This is a genomic window from Campylobacter sp. (genome assembly GCF_019423325.1).
Lineage (GTDB): Bacteria > Campylobacterota > Campylobacteria > Campylobacterales > Campylobacteraceae > Campylobacter_B.
Genome location: NZ_JAHZBQ010000001.1, coordinates 810,518 through 825,648, shown reverse-complemented (window position 1 = coordinate 825,648; position 15,131 = coordinate 810,518). Strand labels below are relative to the sequence as shown.

The following is a 15,131-nucleotide window of genomic DNA, read 5'->3' as shown; positions in this document are numbered from 1 at the left end:
AGAATTTGCCTTAATAATGAGTTTTTTAGGCTCAATTTTATAAAATTGAGCCTTAGATTAACGCAAAGGCGGGCTATGAAAAATTTATACACCCTAAATCACGCGCCGATAAATGCGCATTTTAGTAAAAACTCCAGCGATTTCGTCGTGCGCGAAGTACCGCTTTACGAGCCTAGTGGTGAGGGCGAGCACTGCATTTTGCTGCTGCAAAAAAAGGGCATCAGCACGCACGAGGCGCTGCGGATTTTAAGCGAGTGCACGTGTGCAAAGATGCGCGAGTTCGGCTACGCGGGGCTTAAAGATAAGCAGGGCCTTACGACGCAGCACGTTAGTATGCCCGCTAAATTTGAGCCCGCGCTGGGCGGATTTTCGCACGAAAGCCTTAAAATTTTAAGCGTGCAAAGGCACAAAAACAAGCTTAAAATCGGCCATCTTAAGGGCAACGACTTTTTCATCCGCCTAAAAAAGGTCCTGCCGCCCGACGCCGTCAAGCTCGCAGCCGCGCTAGATACGCTAGGGCGCGAGGGCTTTGCGAACTACTTCGGCTATCAGCGCTTCGGCAAGTTCGGCGACAACGCGGCGCAGGGCGAGGAGGTGCTGCGCGGACAGAGGCGGCTTAAAAACCCCAAAATGCGCGACTTTCTAATCAGCGCCTATCAGAGCGAGCTTTTCAATCGCTGGCTTAGCAAGCGGGTCGAAATTTCAAAATTTGCGGCGGAATTTAGCCTTGGCGAGTTTTCTAAAATTTATGGACTAAGCAAGGAGGAGGCACGCGAGATCACGGCTCAACCGCAGTTTTTTAAGCTTTTAAGAGGCGAGATTTTAGGACACTTTCCCCATGGTGCGTTTTTTAGCTGCGACGATCTTGGCGCGGAGTGCGAGCGGTTTGCGAGGCGAGAAATCACGAGCGCAGGCCTTATCGTCGGGCGAGCTAAGCTGCGAGCTAGCGGGCTTGGCGGTAAATTCGAAGATGAGATTTTCGCGCCTGCTCGCGAGCTTGAGGCGCAGATGAACGGCTCGCGCAGGTTTGCGTGGAGCTTTATGGAGCGCGTGCAACACGCCTATGATGCGCAAAATGCGCATTTTAGCTTCAGTTTCTACCTGCCGAAAGGCTCTTATGCGACGGTCGTTCTGGAAGAAATTTTGCACCGAGATATATTCGAGGGCGCCGCGACAGACGAGGATTGAGCCGCATCGCGCCGCGGATTAGGGCTCATGCCGCGTCAAACGGCACCGCAGAGTGGGGTTCACGCCGCACTTGCGCTCATCGCACCGCGCCGCGAAGTAGGGCTCGCGCGTCCCATGTCGCGCCCACGTCAAACCACGCCACGTCGCGGTGCACCACGCTGCACGGAATTTTGGAGCCAGCTGCGCGGATTTAAATTTGCGCGGTAGAAAAATTTTATGAAATTTCGTAAAATTTTATTGCAATAAGCGCGCCGTTTTGTCTAAACCATAGAATTTAAAATTTTATTCTGCTCGGTCGTAGGTGAAATTTTATAAAATTCACCTTTTTATAGTTGCCCAAATTCATTTTGGCCAATAACTAGCAAAATATTATTAAGCTTAAAATCGCTTAAGTCTTTTATCTACTATTGCCAGTTTACAATATTTTCAAAAAAATTATTCTCTTCCCAAAAGTAGCATTCTAACATTTTTAAAATTCCATTTTCCAAAAGAACCATTGCTCCTCCAATGTTTTCATCAGAAAGCGTTAAATTTACATTGCCGACAAAACCGTTGTTTTTGCTTTTTTCTAATATTTTTTTACACTTGAAATGGCAATAATATCCGGCTGTCGAAACCTCTCTTTTTGTAATTTCTGAATTTTCAAACTGCTTATAAAGCGCATAATCGCCTAAATCATCACTTATTAGCTTAATAATTTCAGCTTCGATATTTGCAATATCCGTAAAATTATCTAAGGATAAACATTGTTCCGATTTTTGGTTTTCCATTTTTTATAACTCCACGTACAGTAATTTCATAGCCTTTAATATTGACTTTATGTCATTAGTAAAATTATTTGGCAACTTACCATTTGCCATATCTTTTTCAAATTCTTTAATTATAGCATTATAAGCTTGTTATTGATTATTTTTAAATTTATTTAAAAAATCATCTAATTTATGCCCTTTTTTGTTAAAGATATGATTTAATTTATTAGCTTCTTTATCGTCATCATCCTCCGGCGGTAATGATGCAGGGGCAGGAGTTTATACTTGCTCTCGGCGTAAAATTCCACTCCTTAAATTCCGCGAGTCCTGAAATTTAAGCCAAAAAAGCTATAATTGCGCTCGGGTGTGGCGTGCGGTCGCTCCGCAAGGAGAGGAAAGTCCGAGCTGCGATAAGACAAGGTTGCGTCTAACGGACGCCGGGGGCAACCCTAGGGAAAGTACAACAGAAAGCAAACCGCCGCGCAAGCGGTAAGGGTGAAAGGGCGGGGTAAGGGCCCACCGCGCGCGTGGAGACACGGGCGGCAATGCAAACCCAACCTGCAGCAAGAACGGGTGGTTTCGTCTTATATTCGAACCGTTCGCTCGAACCGATTTGCAAAAATCGGTCTAGATAAATGACCGCTGTAACGGAACTCGGCTTATAACCACACCTCTTTTACGCCGAATTTATTTACTTGAAATAAGGAAAGAATTTTGAAAAGCTTAATTTTATGTGGCGCGCTTTGCGCCGTCGTTTTAGGGCTCGGAGGCTGCGCGAGTGCGGGTCCTGATAAGTCAGTAATCTTGCAAGGCGATGCTCATGATCGCGCTTGCGCAGAGGTTTATGAGCACTACAAAGAGCTCGAAGCGGAGCTTTTGGCGGTCGAGGATAGATACGCAAACCCAAGCGTTGCAAACGATTATATACAGGCTTACGACGAGTACGAGCGCACCATAGCCTACTACAATGAAAATTGCGCGACCGATAAATAGGCGGTGCAGACTGAGCGTGATTTGGTATAAGTGTGGCGCGGCGCAGCAGCGCAAAATGCTCAAAATTTTATAAAATCTCTAAAAACTATTGAAAATTTTATGCGAAACAAAAAGCATTTAAAATTTATTACGTACGCTTGGCTCTAGCGATACAAAGTCGCGGCACGGCGTATATCGGCGGTGCTTATTTGTGCCCGCATTTAGCTTAGCACGCCAAATTTGCTGTAATCGTATAACGGCGTCACATACTCGCGCATTGGCTAAGGAGCGCGCAATTTATTAATCGAATCGGCGCTAAGCCTTGAAGTTGCGAAGTTGCACCAAAAATTCCGTCGCGTGGATTTGGCTGTTATGTCCGTTTATGTGTCTGCCAAAGCCTCGCAGCCTCAATATAAATAATTTCATCGAGTGGATTTGAATTGGCGCCTAGGCGCTTGGATCGATCGTAAAATCAAGCCTTTAAAATCCTATCTCGCTCAGTTTCGACCTATTGCGCGATTTTCGCGGCATATAAAGGCGGTAAAACGAGATCGTTAGGGTAGCTTTAAGGTGCAGCGATTTTTTCGCTTACGCATGCGGCTTTGAGACGCTCGGTAATTTCGATTTACTCGCAGAATTTTCATATGCGCAGTTTTTTGAGACTATGGCAGCGGGATTTTGGGTTTTTAGCGCGAAGGTATTTGGCGAATTTGCAGTGCTATGGCTTTGATTTTTGTCGAGAAATTTTGGAATCTTACGATTTTACAGGAGAATTTTGTGTGTTTTGGCACCGCGTCGAACTTAAAATTTCATCTTGCCGCCGCGTAAGATTGCGCGCCTCATCTTTCCATTTTTTTAAATACGGCGTATGTTTTGAGATTTGCGTCCGTTTTTAAAATTTTACTCCAAATAAACACCTAATACACAAAATAAGCTGCCTGGCGGATAATTTTAAAAAGCCTGCAAGCCTGCAATGCAAAAGCTAAAGCTTTATGAGAGGCGGAACTTAAGGCGCCTTTGCCGATAATCTAGCCGCTCAAAATGCCGTGGCTTTAAAATTTCGCGAGTTAAATTTTAAAATTTACGCCACTTGCTGCGGCTGATAAAATTTCGCGAGCTAAATTGCGCTGAAATTTTACGAACGGCGACAAAAAATATTCGGCGTAGAATTTTATTTGGCTTGTTTATACGTAGCGAAGGTTTGAGCTCGCAAGTAGCCGCGGTTTTTGCTTTACGCTCGCACCAACCATCCGAAGCCTATTGCCGTATTAGCGCGATGTTTATCTTGGCTACGCTTTAATGCGCGAGGTTTTTGTGTCGCCGTAAAATACAAATTTACGAGCTTTTGGGATTGCAGATTAATTTTGCGTGCTTGCAGATCGCTTTTGAAATTTTGTCAAAATATGAATTATATCCGCGCAACGCTCATAGATTTCTTAGCGTCAAACGGCTAATCCTGCTCGCAGCGCTGCTATTTGAAATTCATAGTACCCGTAAGCCGCTTTTTAGAGTTTCGCCAAAATACGAAATTTAGCTCATGAATCATGAATTCCGCCTCTGAAATGTAGAATTTTGCCTACAACCGCAAATTTACGCATGCAATAATGCGGCGTCAAATTTTGTTTCGGTATAGCAGCGCTGAATTTCTTGGGCAAAAAGCGTAGCGATTGATCTTGCCACATCGTGATGAGGGCGTGCGTTTAATGCTTGAGCGGATTGAATTAGCTCGCGCGTCCATAAAATTTAGCCGATCAAATTTTATGCGCGTCAGACAGCCTTTGAATTCTGCTCGCTCGCGTAACAAATCCATTAAGCTGAGTTTTAAATTCTATCTATCTACCCTAAATGGGAATTTTATCTGCAAAATAGGCGAGGTGCAAATTTAATTTGAATGCCACTCGCCTGCCTATGAAATTCCGCCGCGTTACGGCGTGCTAAGGCCGCCCGAAGCGCCGCATTGTACGCTACGGTTCGCCTCATTACAGCTCGCTAAAACGCTCAAAGCGGGCTTTTAGAGATTTTGCATTTTTGTTTAAAAGCTCTGCTTGCGCGGCGAGCTTATCTGCGTATGCTTGAAGCGCCGTCGCATACTTAGCATGCGTTTCAAAGTCCGATTTTAGCGCGTAAATTTCATCTTTTACCGATTTGATATTTTGCGCGAGCGCCTCGTCTTTTGCGAAAATTCGGATTGTGCCTAAAAGCGCCAGTAGCGTCGTGGGTGATGCCGCAAAAATGCCGATTTGCGCGCAGTATTCAAGCACCTGCGGCAGCCTCTCGCAGACGTAGACGAAAACCGCCTCACTCGGCACGAATAGCACCGCAAACTCCGTGCTAAGAGGCGGTATGATGTATTTTTCCGCGATATCTGCGGCGTGCTTTTTCATATCGGCGGCGAGTTGCTTATCCGCGCTAGCAAGCGCTGCGGCGTCGTTTGAGGCGGAGGCGGCGATAATTTTTTCATAGCTTTGAAGTGGAAATTTTGAGTCGATGCAAAGAATTTTTTCTTTTGCGATATGTAGCGCGCAGTCCGCGATCCTGCCGTTTGGTAGATGCTTTTGCAGCTCGTAAAACGCGGCGTTTTGCCCATAAATCATCGATAAAATTCTCTCTAATCGGTACTCGCCGAAGTTGCCGCGTAATTTTACATTACCTAAAATCGAGTTTAGCCTTGCGATTTCGTCACGCACCTGAAGTGAAGTTTTATTTTGTTCGCTCATTCGCGCTAGATTTTCCGCTATGTCCTTAAAGCCGCGATCCAGCGAGCTTAAATTTTCGCTAAGTGCGCTGTTTTGGCGTTGCAAGCCCTCGCCCAGGGATCTATTAAGATAATAGAATTTATCACTAAAGCCGTCATTTAGGCTTTGATTTAGCTTAAAAAGCTCGGCACTTGCTCTCGCACTTTGAGCCGTGAGTTTTTCGTTTAAAAGCTCGCTAAGCGTGGAGTTTGCATCGTTTATGCGGCGGTTTTGTAGCACGAGCGCGATCAGCAAGGCAAGCACTAGCGCAGCAAAAAACGCAAACGCCGCGAGCAAAATCCCATCAGCGCCCATTTTCTTGTACGCTTTGTGGATCTAAAATTTCATTTTTATAGCGTAGATATTCGATATCGTTGTTAAGCGCGCGATTTTCCTCAAGCAAAACCTCGTGCTTGGTACGAAGCGCGGCGATGTCGCGGCTGATGTAATAAATTTCGTTGCGGATGTAAATCGCCGGCACCGTCAGCAAAAACGCAAATCCGATCAGCAGATAAACGACTAAAAGCTGATAAAGCGTGAGATTTTTCTCCTTTTTTTTCTCGGCGTCGTAGTTACGTAGCAGCTCGTCCTGCGCGCCAGCAAAGCCGCCGTAGCCGCGCCCTGCAGCAAGGCTTGAATAATCCTGCGCGCCCAGATCCGCGTAATTTTGATTTTGCGTGCCTGTAAAGCTTGCATCTGCAAACGCCGCATAATCCACCTTGCCGGTAAAATTGGCACCTGTAAAATTGCTGTAACCTACCTCGCTTGCGGATTTCTCGCTGCCTCGATTGGCTGAAAGATTTGCGTCGCCGCCACGTCCTTTTAATTTTACTTTGCTGCTTTTATTAAATTTTGTTCCGCCGCTTTCGGAATTTAGATAGTTTTGGGTGTTTGTAAAGCCTGAACTTTCGAATCCCAAGCCGGTAAAATCGTCGTAACCGCCCGCTGCGCCCGCGTAGTTTCGTTTTACGGAAAGATCCGCGGCAAGCTTATCCTCTAGCTCCTCATCCGTCAGATCCTCCATAGCTCGTCTTTTTGCGAGCTCTATGCCCGCTAGATCGGATGTCCCTGCGAAGTCGTGCCCGTCATCGTCGTCGGCAAAATATTCATATTTGTTCATCTAAAATCTCCATAAATTTAAAACCACGATCCTATTTTTACTTGCTGCCAAAGCGCCTGCGTCAAGATAAATTCTGCTCGAAACCCGCAGCTAGCGTACGCCCAGTAATGAGCCGTTAAGGTAAAATTTAAAAGCCAAAGTTACGAGCAAAATTTTTCTTTGCAATTTTACCTCGGTAAATGGAATTTTATCTTAACTTGCCAAATTCTATCTCGGCAAGCAAAAGTAAAATTTTAATTTAGCGGGCTATTACGTTTATTTATTTGGCTCTTTGCACGATATTGTATAGCAAGCAGAAGCTTCAAAAGAAGCATCGCGTTAATTTTGCTCGCCTTTGCACCGGCAGGCTCGTGGAATTTAGGTAAAGATCAATTCCGCCGTAGCGAGCAGAATTATGCTGATTTTACCCATTTTATACGCTGTCGGCTTGCAAAATTTATATCAGCAGCAGAGTTATCTGCTGAGTCCCGCTGCCTAGTTTAAAATTTTTACGTTGATAGTTTTTGCATTTGCGGCGAAATTTCATTTACTTTATCCGCTATCTATCTGCAAAATTCTATCTTGGCAAGCGAAATTTTAATATCTTTGCCTATTTACACCGCCTCTTTGGGAAATTCATTTTGACAAGTAAAAATAGAGCTCACTTTACCAAGATTGACTATTTATAAAATTTTGTCAAATCGTCTGAAAAACCGCTTAAAATTTTTACTGCGTCTTCGATGCGCCTTAAAACGCTAAGCGAAAGATATCGCTTGCAAGATAAGCTCTATCATCTAAAATGTCAATGAAACTACTGCTCGCTTACAAAATTTCGTTAAAGCAAAGGGTGAGATTTGACATTACGCCGCTTGCTTTAGGCGCCAAATTTTAACTCTCACTCTGTTTTGTATCCATGCTGCCACTTAGTTTTTAAAATATGTAGCAGTTAATAAATCTCATAAAATTATACATTAAATTTAGCGTAAAATTCAATGTTAAATTTTATGATTTAGACATTGCGCGTTCGAAGTAGCGCTGAAAATATCATAAATTCTAAAGCGAATCTTTGTAAGCTGGATTTTAAAATTCCATAAAATTTTAAAATTTAATGCCTGCAAATCTATAAATTTTACAAAATTTCGTCAAAATTTAAAATTCATAGCAATCAAAGGCGGTCATTTTAGTCGAAAAATTCTTAGCTTCGCGCTTGCAGCTCGCGAGTTTTTTGCAAGCTCTTGCGCGTCCGCTATTATAGGGCTTTTGGTTAGGATTTTACCTAACGAATGCCCGCCGCCGCATTCGCAGCGCATAAACTCTCTAGGGCAGACGCAATCGCGCTCCCACGCCCTAAATCGCTCCTTTACTATGCGGTCTTCAAGCGAATGAAATGAGATTATAGCGACAGTTGCATTAGTTATAATTGAATCGCGCGATTTTTGCTCAATGAGCGCGAGCAGGCGCTTTAGTTCGCCAAGCTCGTCGTTTACCTCGATGCGGATCGCCTGAAATGCTAGCGTAGCCGTGCTGATGTTGCGCCCTTTAACGGGCTTTTTTCCGATTAAATTTGCCAAAGCTTTAGCGCTTGTTAGTGGTGCGTTAGTCCGCGCAGTAGCTATTTTGGCAGCGATTGCGTTAGCGTTTGTTAGCTCGCCGTATTCGCGGAAAATGCGCGCCAGATCTGCTTGTGAGTAGTGGTTTACGACGTATGCCGCATCTAGAGCTGCGCTCTCATCCATTCGCATATCCAGCGCGTCGCTTTTAGTGGAGAAGCCGCGGCAGTTTTTATCCAGCTGAAGAGATGAAACGCCGATGTCGGCTAATATCCCGCGAACTGCGCGGAGCTTTTGCTCGGGCAGAATTTCTAAAATTTCGCTAAATTTTGCTTTGTGAATTTCTATGCGATCTTTAAATTTACTGAGCCGCTCGCGCGAAAATTCCACCGCTTCGGCATCTCTGTCGCAAGCGATGAGTTTAAGGTGCGGATTAGCGGTCAAAATGCCCTCGCTGTGCCCTCCGTAGCCTAGCGTGCAGTCGATAACATAGCCGTCTTCAAGCTGCGAAAATGCTGCGATCGTTTGCGAAAAAAGTACCGGAATATGTGGAGCTTGCACTTAAATTTATCCTTTTGAAATTTCTAATCCTATATAATAGCGAAATTTTTTACAAAGGCGAGAGATGGACGAGTATTATTATGAAATTTTACGCAAAATTTCGCTTTCGATGTTTAGAGATAGGCTTTTTGGGATCTTTCACGGCTCGATTTCAGCAAAAATTAAAGAAAATCAATTTTTGATCAACAAAAAAGACGCGATTTTCGATAGCCTGGATAGAGATGATTTTATAACGCTGTTTTCAAAAAAAGACTACCGCTGGCAGGATGCTAGCATCGATAGCGATATACATATAAATATTTACAAAAATATAAAAGAGGCGAAATTTGTAACCTACGCGACACCGCCATATCTCGTCGCATATACGCTGGAGCATGATTTTATTTTGCCGCGAGATTACTTTGGGGCGAACAAATTTAAGCGCATTGAAATTTACGATCCTAAGAGTTACGACGACTGGCACGAGCGCGCGCCGTATGAAATTTGTAACTATATGATAAATGAAAATAGCGATATAATGGTGATTCGCGGCTATGGGGTTTTTGCCCATGCAAGGAGCGCGCAGCAAATGGCAAAAAAAATAGCGATTTTAGAAATGAGTTCAAAGCTGCTTTTGCTAAGCTAAGATTAATGTATACCAAATCGTTTACTAACGCGTTATAATTCGCTAAAAATGCCTATTTTTCAGCCTTACATAAGGTTTTATCTGTATAATTACTAACAAAAAATTTCTTTAGTTAGCTATTTAAGGATTTAGATGATAGAATGGATGCAAAAGCATAAGAAGTCGCTTATACCGACGATTTGGATAAGCACGATAGCTTTCGTGGGCGCAGGCTTCGTCGGCTGGGGCGCATATGATATGAACGCTAACCGCGCAGGCTCAATCGCTAGAGTAGGACAGATCTCTATAACAAATCAAGAACTAAACACAAAATATTCCGAACTATACAACAGGCTGAGTGCTATGAGCGATGGGCAATTTACTCAAGAACAAGCCAAAAATATGCATCTAGATCAGATCGCAGTAGATCAGCTAATTGGCGAGGCATATTTTCTAAATTTTGCTAAAGATCTAGGCGTTCAGGCTAGTGATAAAGATGTCGCGGAGTTTGTAGTAAGCTCGCCGAATTTCCAAGAAAATGGCGTATTTAGTAAGGAACTTTACAACAACGTAGTAAAAAATTCTGGACTTACTAAAAAAGAATTTGAGCGCAATCTACAAAAGGTCCTAACTTTAGAAAAGCTCGGCAAAGCGCTAAAAATAACGCCTAGTCCTAAGATCGTAGAAGCATTTGCTGCATCGCAGCTGATGCAGGATAAGGTTTCTGCAGAGATAGTCTACGCAGACGCTAACGTCACTTTTAACGATGACGAGCTAAAGAAATTTTGGGAAGGCGAGAAATCACATTTTATGACTGAGAAAAAATATACTCTCGGAGCGTATTTTGTGGCACCTAGCAATGCCGATGTGAATGAGACCGAACTAAGTAAATTTTATGAAGAACACAGAGGCGAGTATAGAAGCCTGGATGATAAACTATTGGATTTTGCAGAAGCCAAACCTAACGTCTTAAAAGATTACCGAATGGATCAGGTTAAAAAAGACGCTACAAAGGATTATCTGGAGATTAAAAAAGGCAAGCTCGATACTAATGAAACCATAGTCGCTACGGCTAGCAATTTTCCAATATCTGAGATTGAGGTTGCAAAGCCAGGAGATGTCATCAAGCCTTTCGAGTACAAAGGCGGATATTTGATTGCTAAACTAAACGGTGTAGAGCAGCCTAGGCAGATGAGCTTTGAAGAGGCTAAGTCTTTGGCTTCTAAAGAATTTGAAACGAAAAAACGTAAAGAGCTACTTGAAAAAAGAGCTCAAGATGCGCTTAAAAATTTCAAAGGCGAAGATTTCGGCACGCTATCTCTTAATAGTAAAAACAATACCAAGCTAAGCGATGACGAATTTTATAAATTTCTTATCGATATGTTTAATAAGCCGGCTAAAGAAGGGATAGTGATGTTTGATAACAAAGCCGTAGTGTATAAAATTTCACAGCAGAGCCTAGGTAGCAGCGAAGAGATAGATAAAGAAAAAACGATCGTAGCTGATAGGATAACCGCTTTATTAAATTCCAATCTGCAAGACGATCTAACCAAAATGCTAGAAAAGCGCTATAAAACCGAAAGATATTTTAAAGGTAAAGACAGTGAGTGAATATATTTTAGGTCTAGATATAGGCTCGACTAAAATTCGCGCGATAATCGCTAAAAATGATGGCATTTTTACGGTCTTAGGCGTTGGCGGAGCCGATACTTTAGGTATCAAAAAGGGTGTTATAACAAACATAGAGCAAGCTGCGGGCTCAATAAAACAGGCGGTAAAAGCAGCGGTAAAAGGCGCCGGCAGAAGCTACGATAAAGCTATTATATCGATCTCTGGCTCATATGCCAAAAGCGTTAAATCTCGCGGCGTCATAACTATGGAAAATGAGATCGGACTAGATGAAATCAAGCGTGCTATGCAGGTTGCCGAAGCTCAGGCTAACGTGCCTAGCGATAGTGTAATCTTACATGTGCTTCCGTACGATTTTAGAGTCGATGAGCAGGAACACATCGAAGACCCCCTCGGTATGAGTGGCACGCGTCTAGAGGTATCTACGCATATCGTTATTGCGCCAGAAAGCTCTATTAAAAATTTGAAAAAATCCGTTGAGATGGCGGGTGTAAAGGTAGATAACATCGTCCTTTCTGGCTATGCATCTTCTATATCTACGCTTAGCAAGGACGAAAAAGAGCTAGGTGTCGTACTGATCGATATGGGCGGTGCTACTTGCGATATAGTCATCCACCTGGGGAATTCCTTACGTTATAACGATGTTGTGATGTTTGGCTCCAATAACGTTACTAATGATCTATCGCGCGCTCTGCATACGCCGCTTCCGTATGCGGAAAACATAAAGATCACCTATAACGATCTGATTAATCAAGGCAATAGCGAAGTTGAGCTGCCTGCTTTGGGCGATAGCGAGTCGGAAAACCACATCATAAGCCTTGAGATCATCTCTCAAGTCATACTCGCTCGCGTTAAAGAGACCTTCGATATGATAGCCGACAAGATCGAAAGAAGCGGTTATAAAGACCGCATAGGCGCAGGTATCGTGATCACCGGCGGCATGGCGAAGCTAGACGACGTGCGCGATTTAGCGGCGATAGTTTTTGATAACACTTCCGTTAGGGTCGCAAGAGCAAAGAGTGTGGGCGGCTTGCACGAGATCGCCGATGATATTTCAAATTCTTGCGCACTAGGACTTTGCATGTATGGCTTTGGCGAATTTACCCCTTACGAGATGGACTCTAACGGCAAACTCCGCTACAAAGACGAAGTTATAAACAAGGCTTCGAAACGAAACGTGAACGAATATTATGAAAAAGAGGTCAGCAAGGCGATAGAAAAAGACGGCGTTAGAGCGGACGGCGGTGCAACTGCGACTAAGAAGGAGGATTTGAATATCCAACTTCCTAAAAAAGACGGAACAAATTTTTTCAATAAAATTTGGTCGTCTATGAAAAATTGGTTTTAAATTTTAAGCTAAGGAGATACTCGTGAAAGGATATAGTATGGAAGAAAGAAAGGGCATCTACGGTGCCAAGATGAAGGTTATCGGCGTCGGCGGCGGCGGATGCAACATGATAAATCATATGATCCGCGAAGGATTTACCAAAACCGACGTTGAGCTTATGGTGGCTAACACCGACGCACAGGCGTTAGAAAAGTCGATCGCAAATACTAGAATTTTACTAGGCGAAAACACCACCAAAGGCCTTGGCTGCGGAATGGATCCTGCGCTTGCTAAGATGGCTGCGGAGGAGAACTACGACGATCTTAAGGACCGCTTGGACTACTCTGACATCGTTTTCGTGGGCTCCGGTCTAGGCGGCGGTACCGGCACGGGCGCCGCACCTATCGTTGCAAAAGCTGCAAAAGAGAAAAAGGCGCTAACTATCGGCGTCGTTACTACCCCTTTCGGTTTTGAGGGTAAAAAGCGCATGCGACTAGCACAAGAAGGTCTTGAAGAGCTTAAAAAAGAGTGTGATTCTATAATCGTCATCCCAAATCAAAATTTATTAAAGATCATCGATAAAAAAACAGGTCTAAAAGACGCCTTTAAGATCGTAGATAATGTCCTATTCCAAGCCGTAAACGGCATGATCTCCGTGATCTTAGAATCAGGCGATAGCGATATAAACGTCGATTATGCCGACGTTAAAAAGGTAATGACTCACCGCGGTTTAGCACTGATGGGTATCGGCGTTAGCGAAGGCGACGGCGCGGCGGAGGAAGCGCTAAAAAGCGCGATCCAATCTCCACTTTTGGACAATACCTCCATCCACGGCGCTATGGGCGTGTTAGTGCATTTCAAGATGTCGCCTGATTGCTCCTTGCTTGAGATCGAATCTGCTATGAATATCATCGAAGATACCGTGGATAAGGATGCCGACGTTACTTGGGGCACTACCACCGATCCTAAGATGGAAAATAACCGCGTCGAGGTTACTCTCATCGCCACCGGCTTTGAAAGGAGCATCGAGGAAAAAAAGCAGGTCGCCAGCGATAACGTAGCAGATCGCAGGAAGGCGCTTTTAGAGAGCATGGGTCGAAATTCTATCTTTTCTAGACAAAAGGTAAGTAGCGGCGATTTTAACGGAGACGAAACCTACGACGAGCTCGATGAGCCCGCATTCTTACGCAACCAGATGGACTAAATGCGCAGACGAGATAGGCAGCTAAGCGAAGATGAGGCGTTAAAAATCATCGACGAGAGCGAATATGCTACGCTTAGCTGCATCGACGAGAGCGGCGAAATTTTTAGCGTGCCTATCTCGCCCGTGCGCGATGCAGACATTATTTATATTCACGGCGCGCCTGCCGGTACAAAGGCGAAACTCTTTCAAAACGGACGCGCGGTAACGGCTGTTTTTGTTAGCTACAACCGCGTTCCTACCCCAAGCGACGAAGAATACCGATCTATCGCAAACGACGCTGCCGCTTTAGGCTCTAGAGTTTATACGACGGAGTACCGTAGCGCGATCGCCGTTTGCGAAGCAAACGAAGTGTTAGATGACGAGCGTAAAATTTACGCCCTGCGGATACTATGCGAAAAATACACCCCAAACTATATGTCGCGCGTGGAATTCGCCTCCAGAGCATCATTAAAGCGCACGAAAATTTATGAACTCAAAATGAAATCCGTAACCGCAAAGGCTAAAATTTTATAGAATTAAATTTAAGAAATCTAAATTTAAATTGCTTGATTTCTTAAAATTTCAAGTTTTAATGCTAGATAAATTTTAATTTTAAATTTCGTATCGCCAAATTACGAAGCTTCTTGTCGGCACGAGCATCGGCACCACCGCGGCGATCGTGCCGCTTACTATCGGTTCGGCCCCCTTTATCGCTCGCCTCATCGAAAGCGCGCTGCTGGAGGTCGATAGCGGCGTGATCGAGGCGGCGAAGAGCTTCGGCGCGAGCAAGACGCAGATAATCTTTCGCGTAATGTTCGTCGAGGCGCTACCTAGCATCATCGGCGCAATTACGCTCACGCTCATTGTCATCATCGGATTTACGGCGATGGCGGGCACGGTCGGCGGCGGTGGGCTCGGCGACGTGGCGATCCGCTATGGCTTTCAACGCTTCCGCCCCGACGTAATGGCATACACAGTCGTGATCCTGATCGTACTCGTGCAGATCATACAAAGCATAGGAAATTTACTCTATAAAATTACGAAAAAGTAGGGGCATATAATTTATCACTAAATACGGTGCGTAAAATGTCTAAGGTGTTTGCAATTAGAATTTTTGCTAAGATTGCGTGAAATGGAATTTTGAAATCGAAATTCCATGAACCGTTAATTCATAAGTAAAATTCTAAAATTTTTTAATTATTTATGCTCCGGTTTTTAAATTTCATTGTATCTAGCATTGCTATGGATGGCTTGCTAAATAGTTGTGTATATTCATAAGATTCTATTCTTGCCAAAGAATTTCGTCTTTACTTTAGATTTTGCTTTGCTCTTTAAATTCTGCTCTTGTTAGCAAGACTAATTAGATGCAACCTGGCGAAGATAATAAAAGCTCATTTGAGAGACTCTACTCTTACTAGCGAGATTCGGCATTCACTCGCAAGGCTCCGCTTTCGCTCATTTGATTGCACCCTTGCAGTGAAATTTTGCCGTAAATTTTAAATTTGAAATTTCGTATTGCAAATTTTAAAACGGC

General features: G+C 43.9%; 11 protein-coding genes, 1 other RNA gene and 1 pseudogene. 9 read left to right on the top strand and 4 right to left on the bottom strand.

Annotation, left to right across the window (positions count from 1 at the left end; translation table 11 throughout):
- The first annotated feature begins 75 nt into the window (after nucleotides 1-75).
- Entirely contained in the window at nucleotides 76-1,188 is a 1,113-nt protein-coding gene (gene truD / locus QZ367_RS03705) for a tRNA pseudouridine(13) synthase TruD (protein WP_291937523.1), read from the top strand.
- Between the two features lie 404 nt (nucleotides 1,189-1,592).
- Here truD and QZ367_RS03700 read toward each other — a convergent pair whose 3' ends face one another.
- Nucleotides 1,593-1,958, bottom strand: a complete 366-nt coding sequence (locus tag QZ367_RS03700; RefSeq protein WP_291937520.1) for a hypothetical protein — start codon at nucleotides 1,956-1,958, stop codon at nucleotides 1,593-1,595.
- A gap of 340 nt (nucleotides 1,959-2,298) precedes the next feature.
- Here QZ367_RS03700 and rnpB point away from each other — a divergent pair.
- An RNA gene (rnpB, locus tag QZ367_RS03695) (RNase P RNA component class A) lies at nucleotides 2,299-2,615 on the top strand.
- 36 nt (nucleotides 2,616-2,651) lie between these two features.
- Nucleotides 2,652-2,930 (top strand): hypothetical protein, encoded by a 279-nt coding sequence (locus QZ367_RS03690; RefSeq protein WP_291937518.1) that lies wholly within the window; start codon nucleotides 2,652-2,654, stop codon nucleotides 2,928-2,930.
- 1,958 nt (nucleotides 2,931-4,888) lie between these two features.
- Here the strand turns inward: QZ367_RS03690 and QZ367_RS03685 are convergent.
- The 3 genes from QZ367_RS03685 to rsmH form a co-directional block, all read right to left on the bottom strand.
- Entirely contained in the window at nucleotides 4,889-5,959 is a 1,071-nt protein-coding gene (locus QZ367_RS03685) for a DNA recombination protein RmuC (RefSeq protein WP_291937516.1), read from the bottom strand.
- A complete protein-coding gene (locus QZ367_RS10380; protein ID WP_367116679.1) occupies nucleotides 5,949-6,764 on the bottom strand; it encodes a hypothetical protein in 816 nt (271 codons plus the stop codon). Before QZ367_RS10380 ends, QZ367_RS03685 begins: the two co-directional genes overlap by 11 nt.
- Nucleotides 6,765-7,918: 1,154 nt before the next feature.
- Nucleotides 7,919-8,854: a 16S rRNA (cytosine(1402)-N(4))-methyltransferase RsmH gene (gene rsmH / locus QZ367_RS03675; RefSeq protein ID WP_291937514.1), complete on the bottom strand. Its 936-nt coding sequence runs from the start codon at nucleotides 8,852-8,854 to the stop codon at nucleotides 7,919-7,921.
- 64 nt (nucleotides 8,855-8,918) lie between these two features.
- Here rsmH and QZ367_RS03670 point away from each other — a divergent pair, with 64 nt between their 5' ends.
- The 6 genes and pseudogenes from QZ367_RS03670 to QZ367_RS03645 all read left to right on the top strand — a co-directional run.
- On the top strand, nucleotides 8,919-9,479 hold the full coding sequence (locus QZ367_RS03670; protein WP_291937511.1) for a class II aldolase and adducin N-terminal domain-containing protein: 561 nt from the start codon (nucleotides 8,919-8,921) through the stop codon (nucleotides 9,477-9,479).
- Nucleotides 9,480-9,611: 132 nt separating this feature from the next.
- On the top strand, nucleotides 9,612-11,069 hold the full coding sequence (locus QZ367_RS03665) for a peptidylprolyl isomerase (RefSeq protein ID WP_291937508.1): 1,458 nt from the start codon (nucleotides 9,612-9,614) through the stop codon (nucleotides 11,067-11,069).
- Nucleotides 11,062-12,435, top strand: a complete 1,374-nt coding sequence (ftsA, locus tag QZ367_RS03660) for a cell division protein FtsA (protein ID WP_291937505.1) — start codon at nucleotides 11,062-11,064, stop codon at nucleotides 12,433-12,435. The genes QZ367_RS03665 and ftsA overlap by 8 nt, the downstream gene beginning before the upstream one ends.
- 22 nt (nucleotides 12,436-12,457) lie before the next feature.
- Nucleotides 12,458-13,618, top strand: coding sequence for a cell division protein FtsZ (gene ftsZ / locus QZ367_RS03655; RefSeq protein ID WP_040303139.1), 1,161 nt, complete (start codon nucleotides 12,458-12,460; stop codon nucleotides 13,616-13,618).
- Entirely contained in the window at nucleotides 13,619-14,131 is a 513-nt protein-coding gene (locus tag QZ367_RS03650) for a pyridoxamine 5'-phosphate oxidase family protein (RefSeq protein ID WP_291937499.1), read from the top strand.
- 97 nt (nucleotides 14,132-14,228) lie between these two features.
- Nucleotides 14,229-14,648, top strand: a pseudogene (locus tag QZ367_RS03645) (methionine ABC transporter permease); the annotation flags it as partial.
- Nucleotides 14,649-15,131: the final 483 nt, after the last annotated feature.

Excerpts from the sequence above, each read along its gene's own strand:
- truD (WP_291937523.1), top strand. The coding sequence starts at position 76 with ATGAAAAATTTATACACCCTAAATCACGCGCCGATAAATGCGCATTTT.
- QZ367_RS03700 (WP_291937520.1), bottom strand. The coding sequence starts at position 1,958 with ATGGAAAACCAAAAATCGGAACAATGTTTATCCTTAGATAATTTTACG.
- QZ367_RS03685 (WP_291937516.1), bottom strand. The coding sequence starts at position 5,959 with ATGGGCGCTGATGGGATTTTGCTCGCGGCGTTTGCGTTTTTTGCTGCG.
- QZ367_RS10380 (WP_367116679.1), bottom strand. The coding sequence starts at position 6,764 with ATGAACAAATATGAATATTTTGCCGACGACGATGACGGGCACGACTTC.
- QZ367_RS03670 (WP_291937511.1), top strand. The coding sequence starts at position 8,919 with ATGGACGAGTATTATTATGAAATTTTACGCAAAATTTCGCTTTCGATG.
- QZ367_RS03665 (WP_291937508.1), top strand. The coding sequence starts at position 9,612 with ATGATAGAATGGATGCAAAAGCATAAGAAGTCGCTTATACCGACGATT.
- QZ367_RS03650 (WP_291937499.1), top strand. The coding sequence starts at position 13,619 with ATGCGCAGACGAGATAGGCAGCTAAGCGAAGATGAGGCGTTAAAAATC.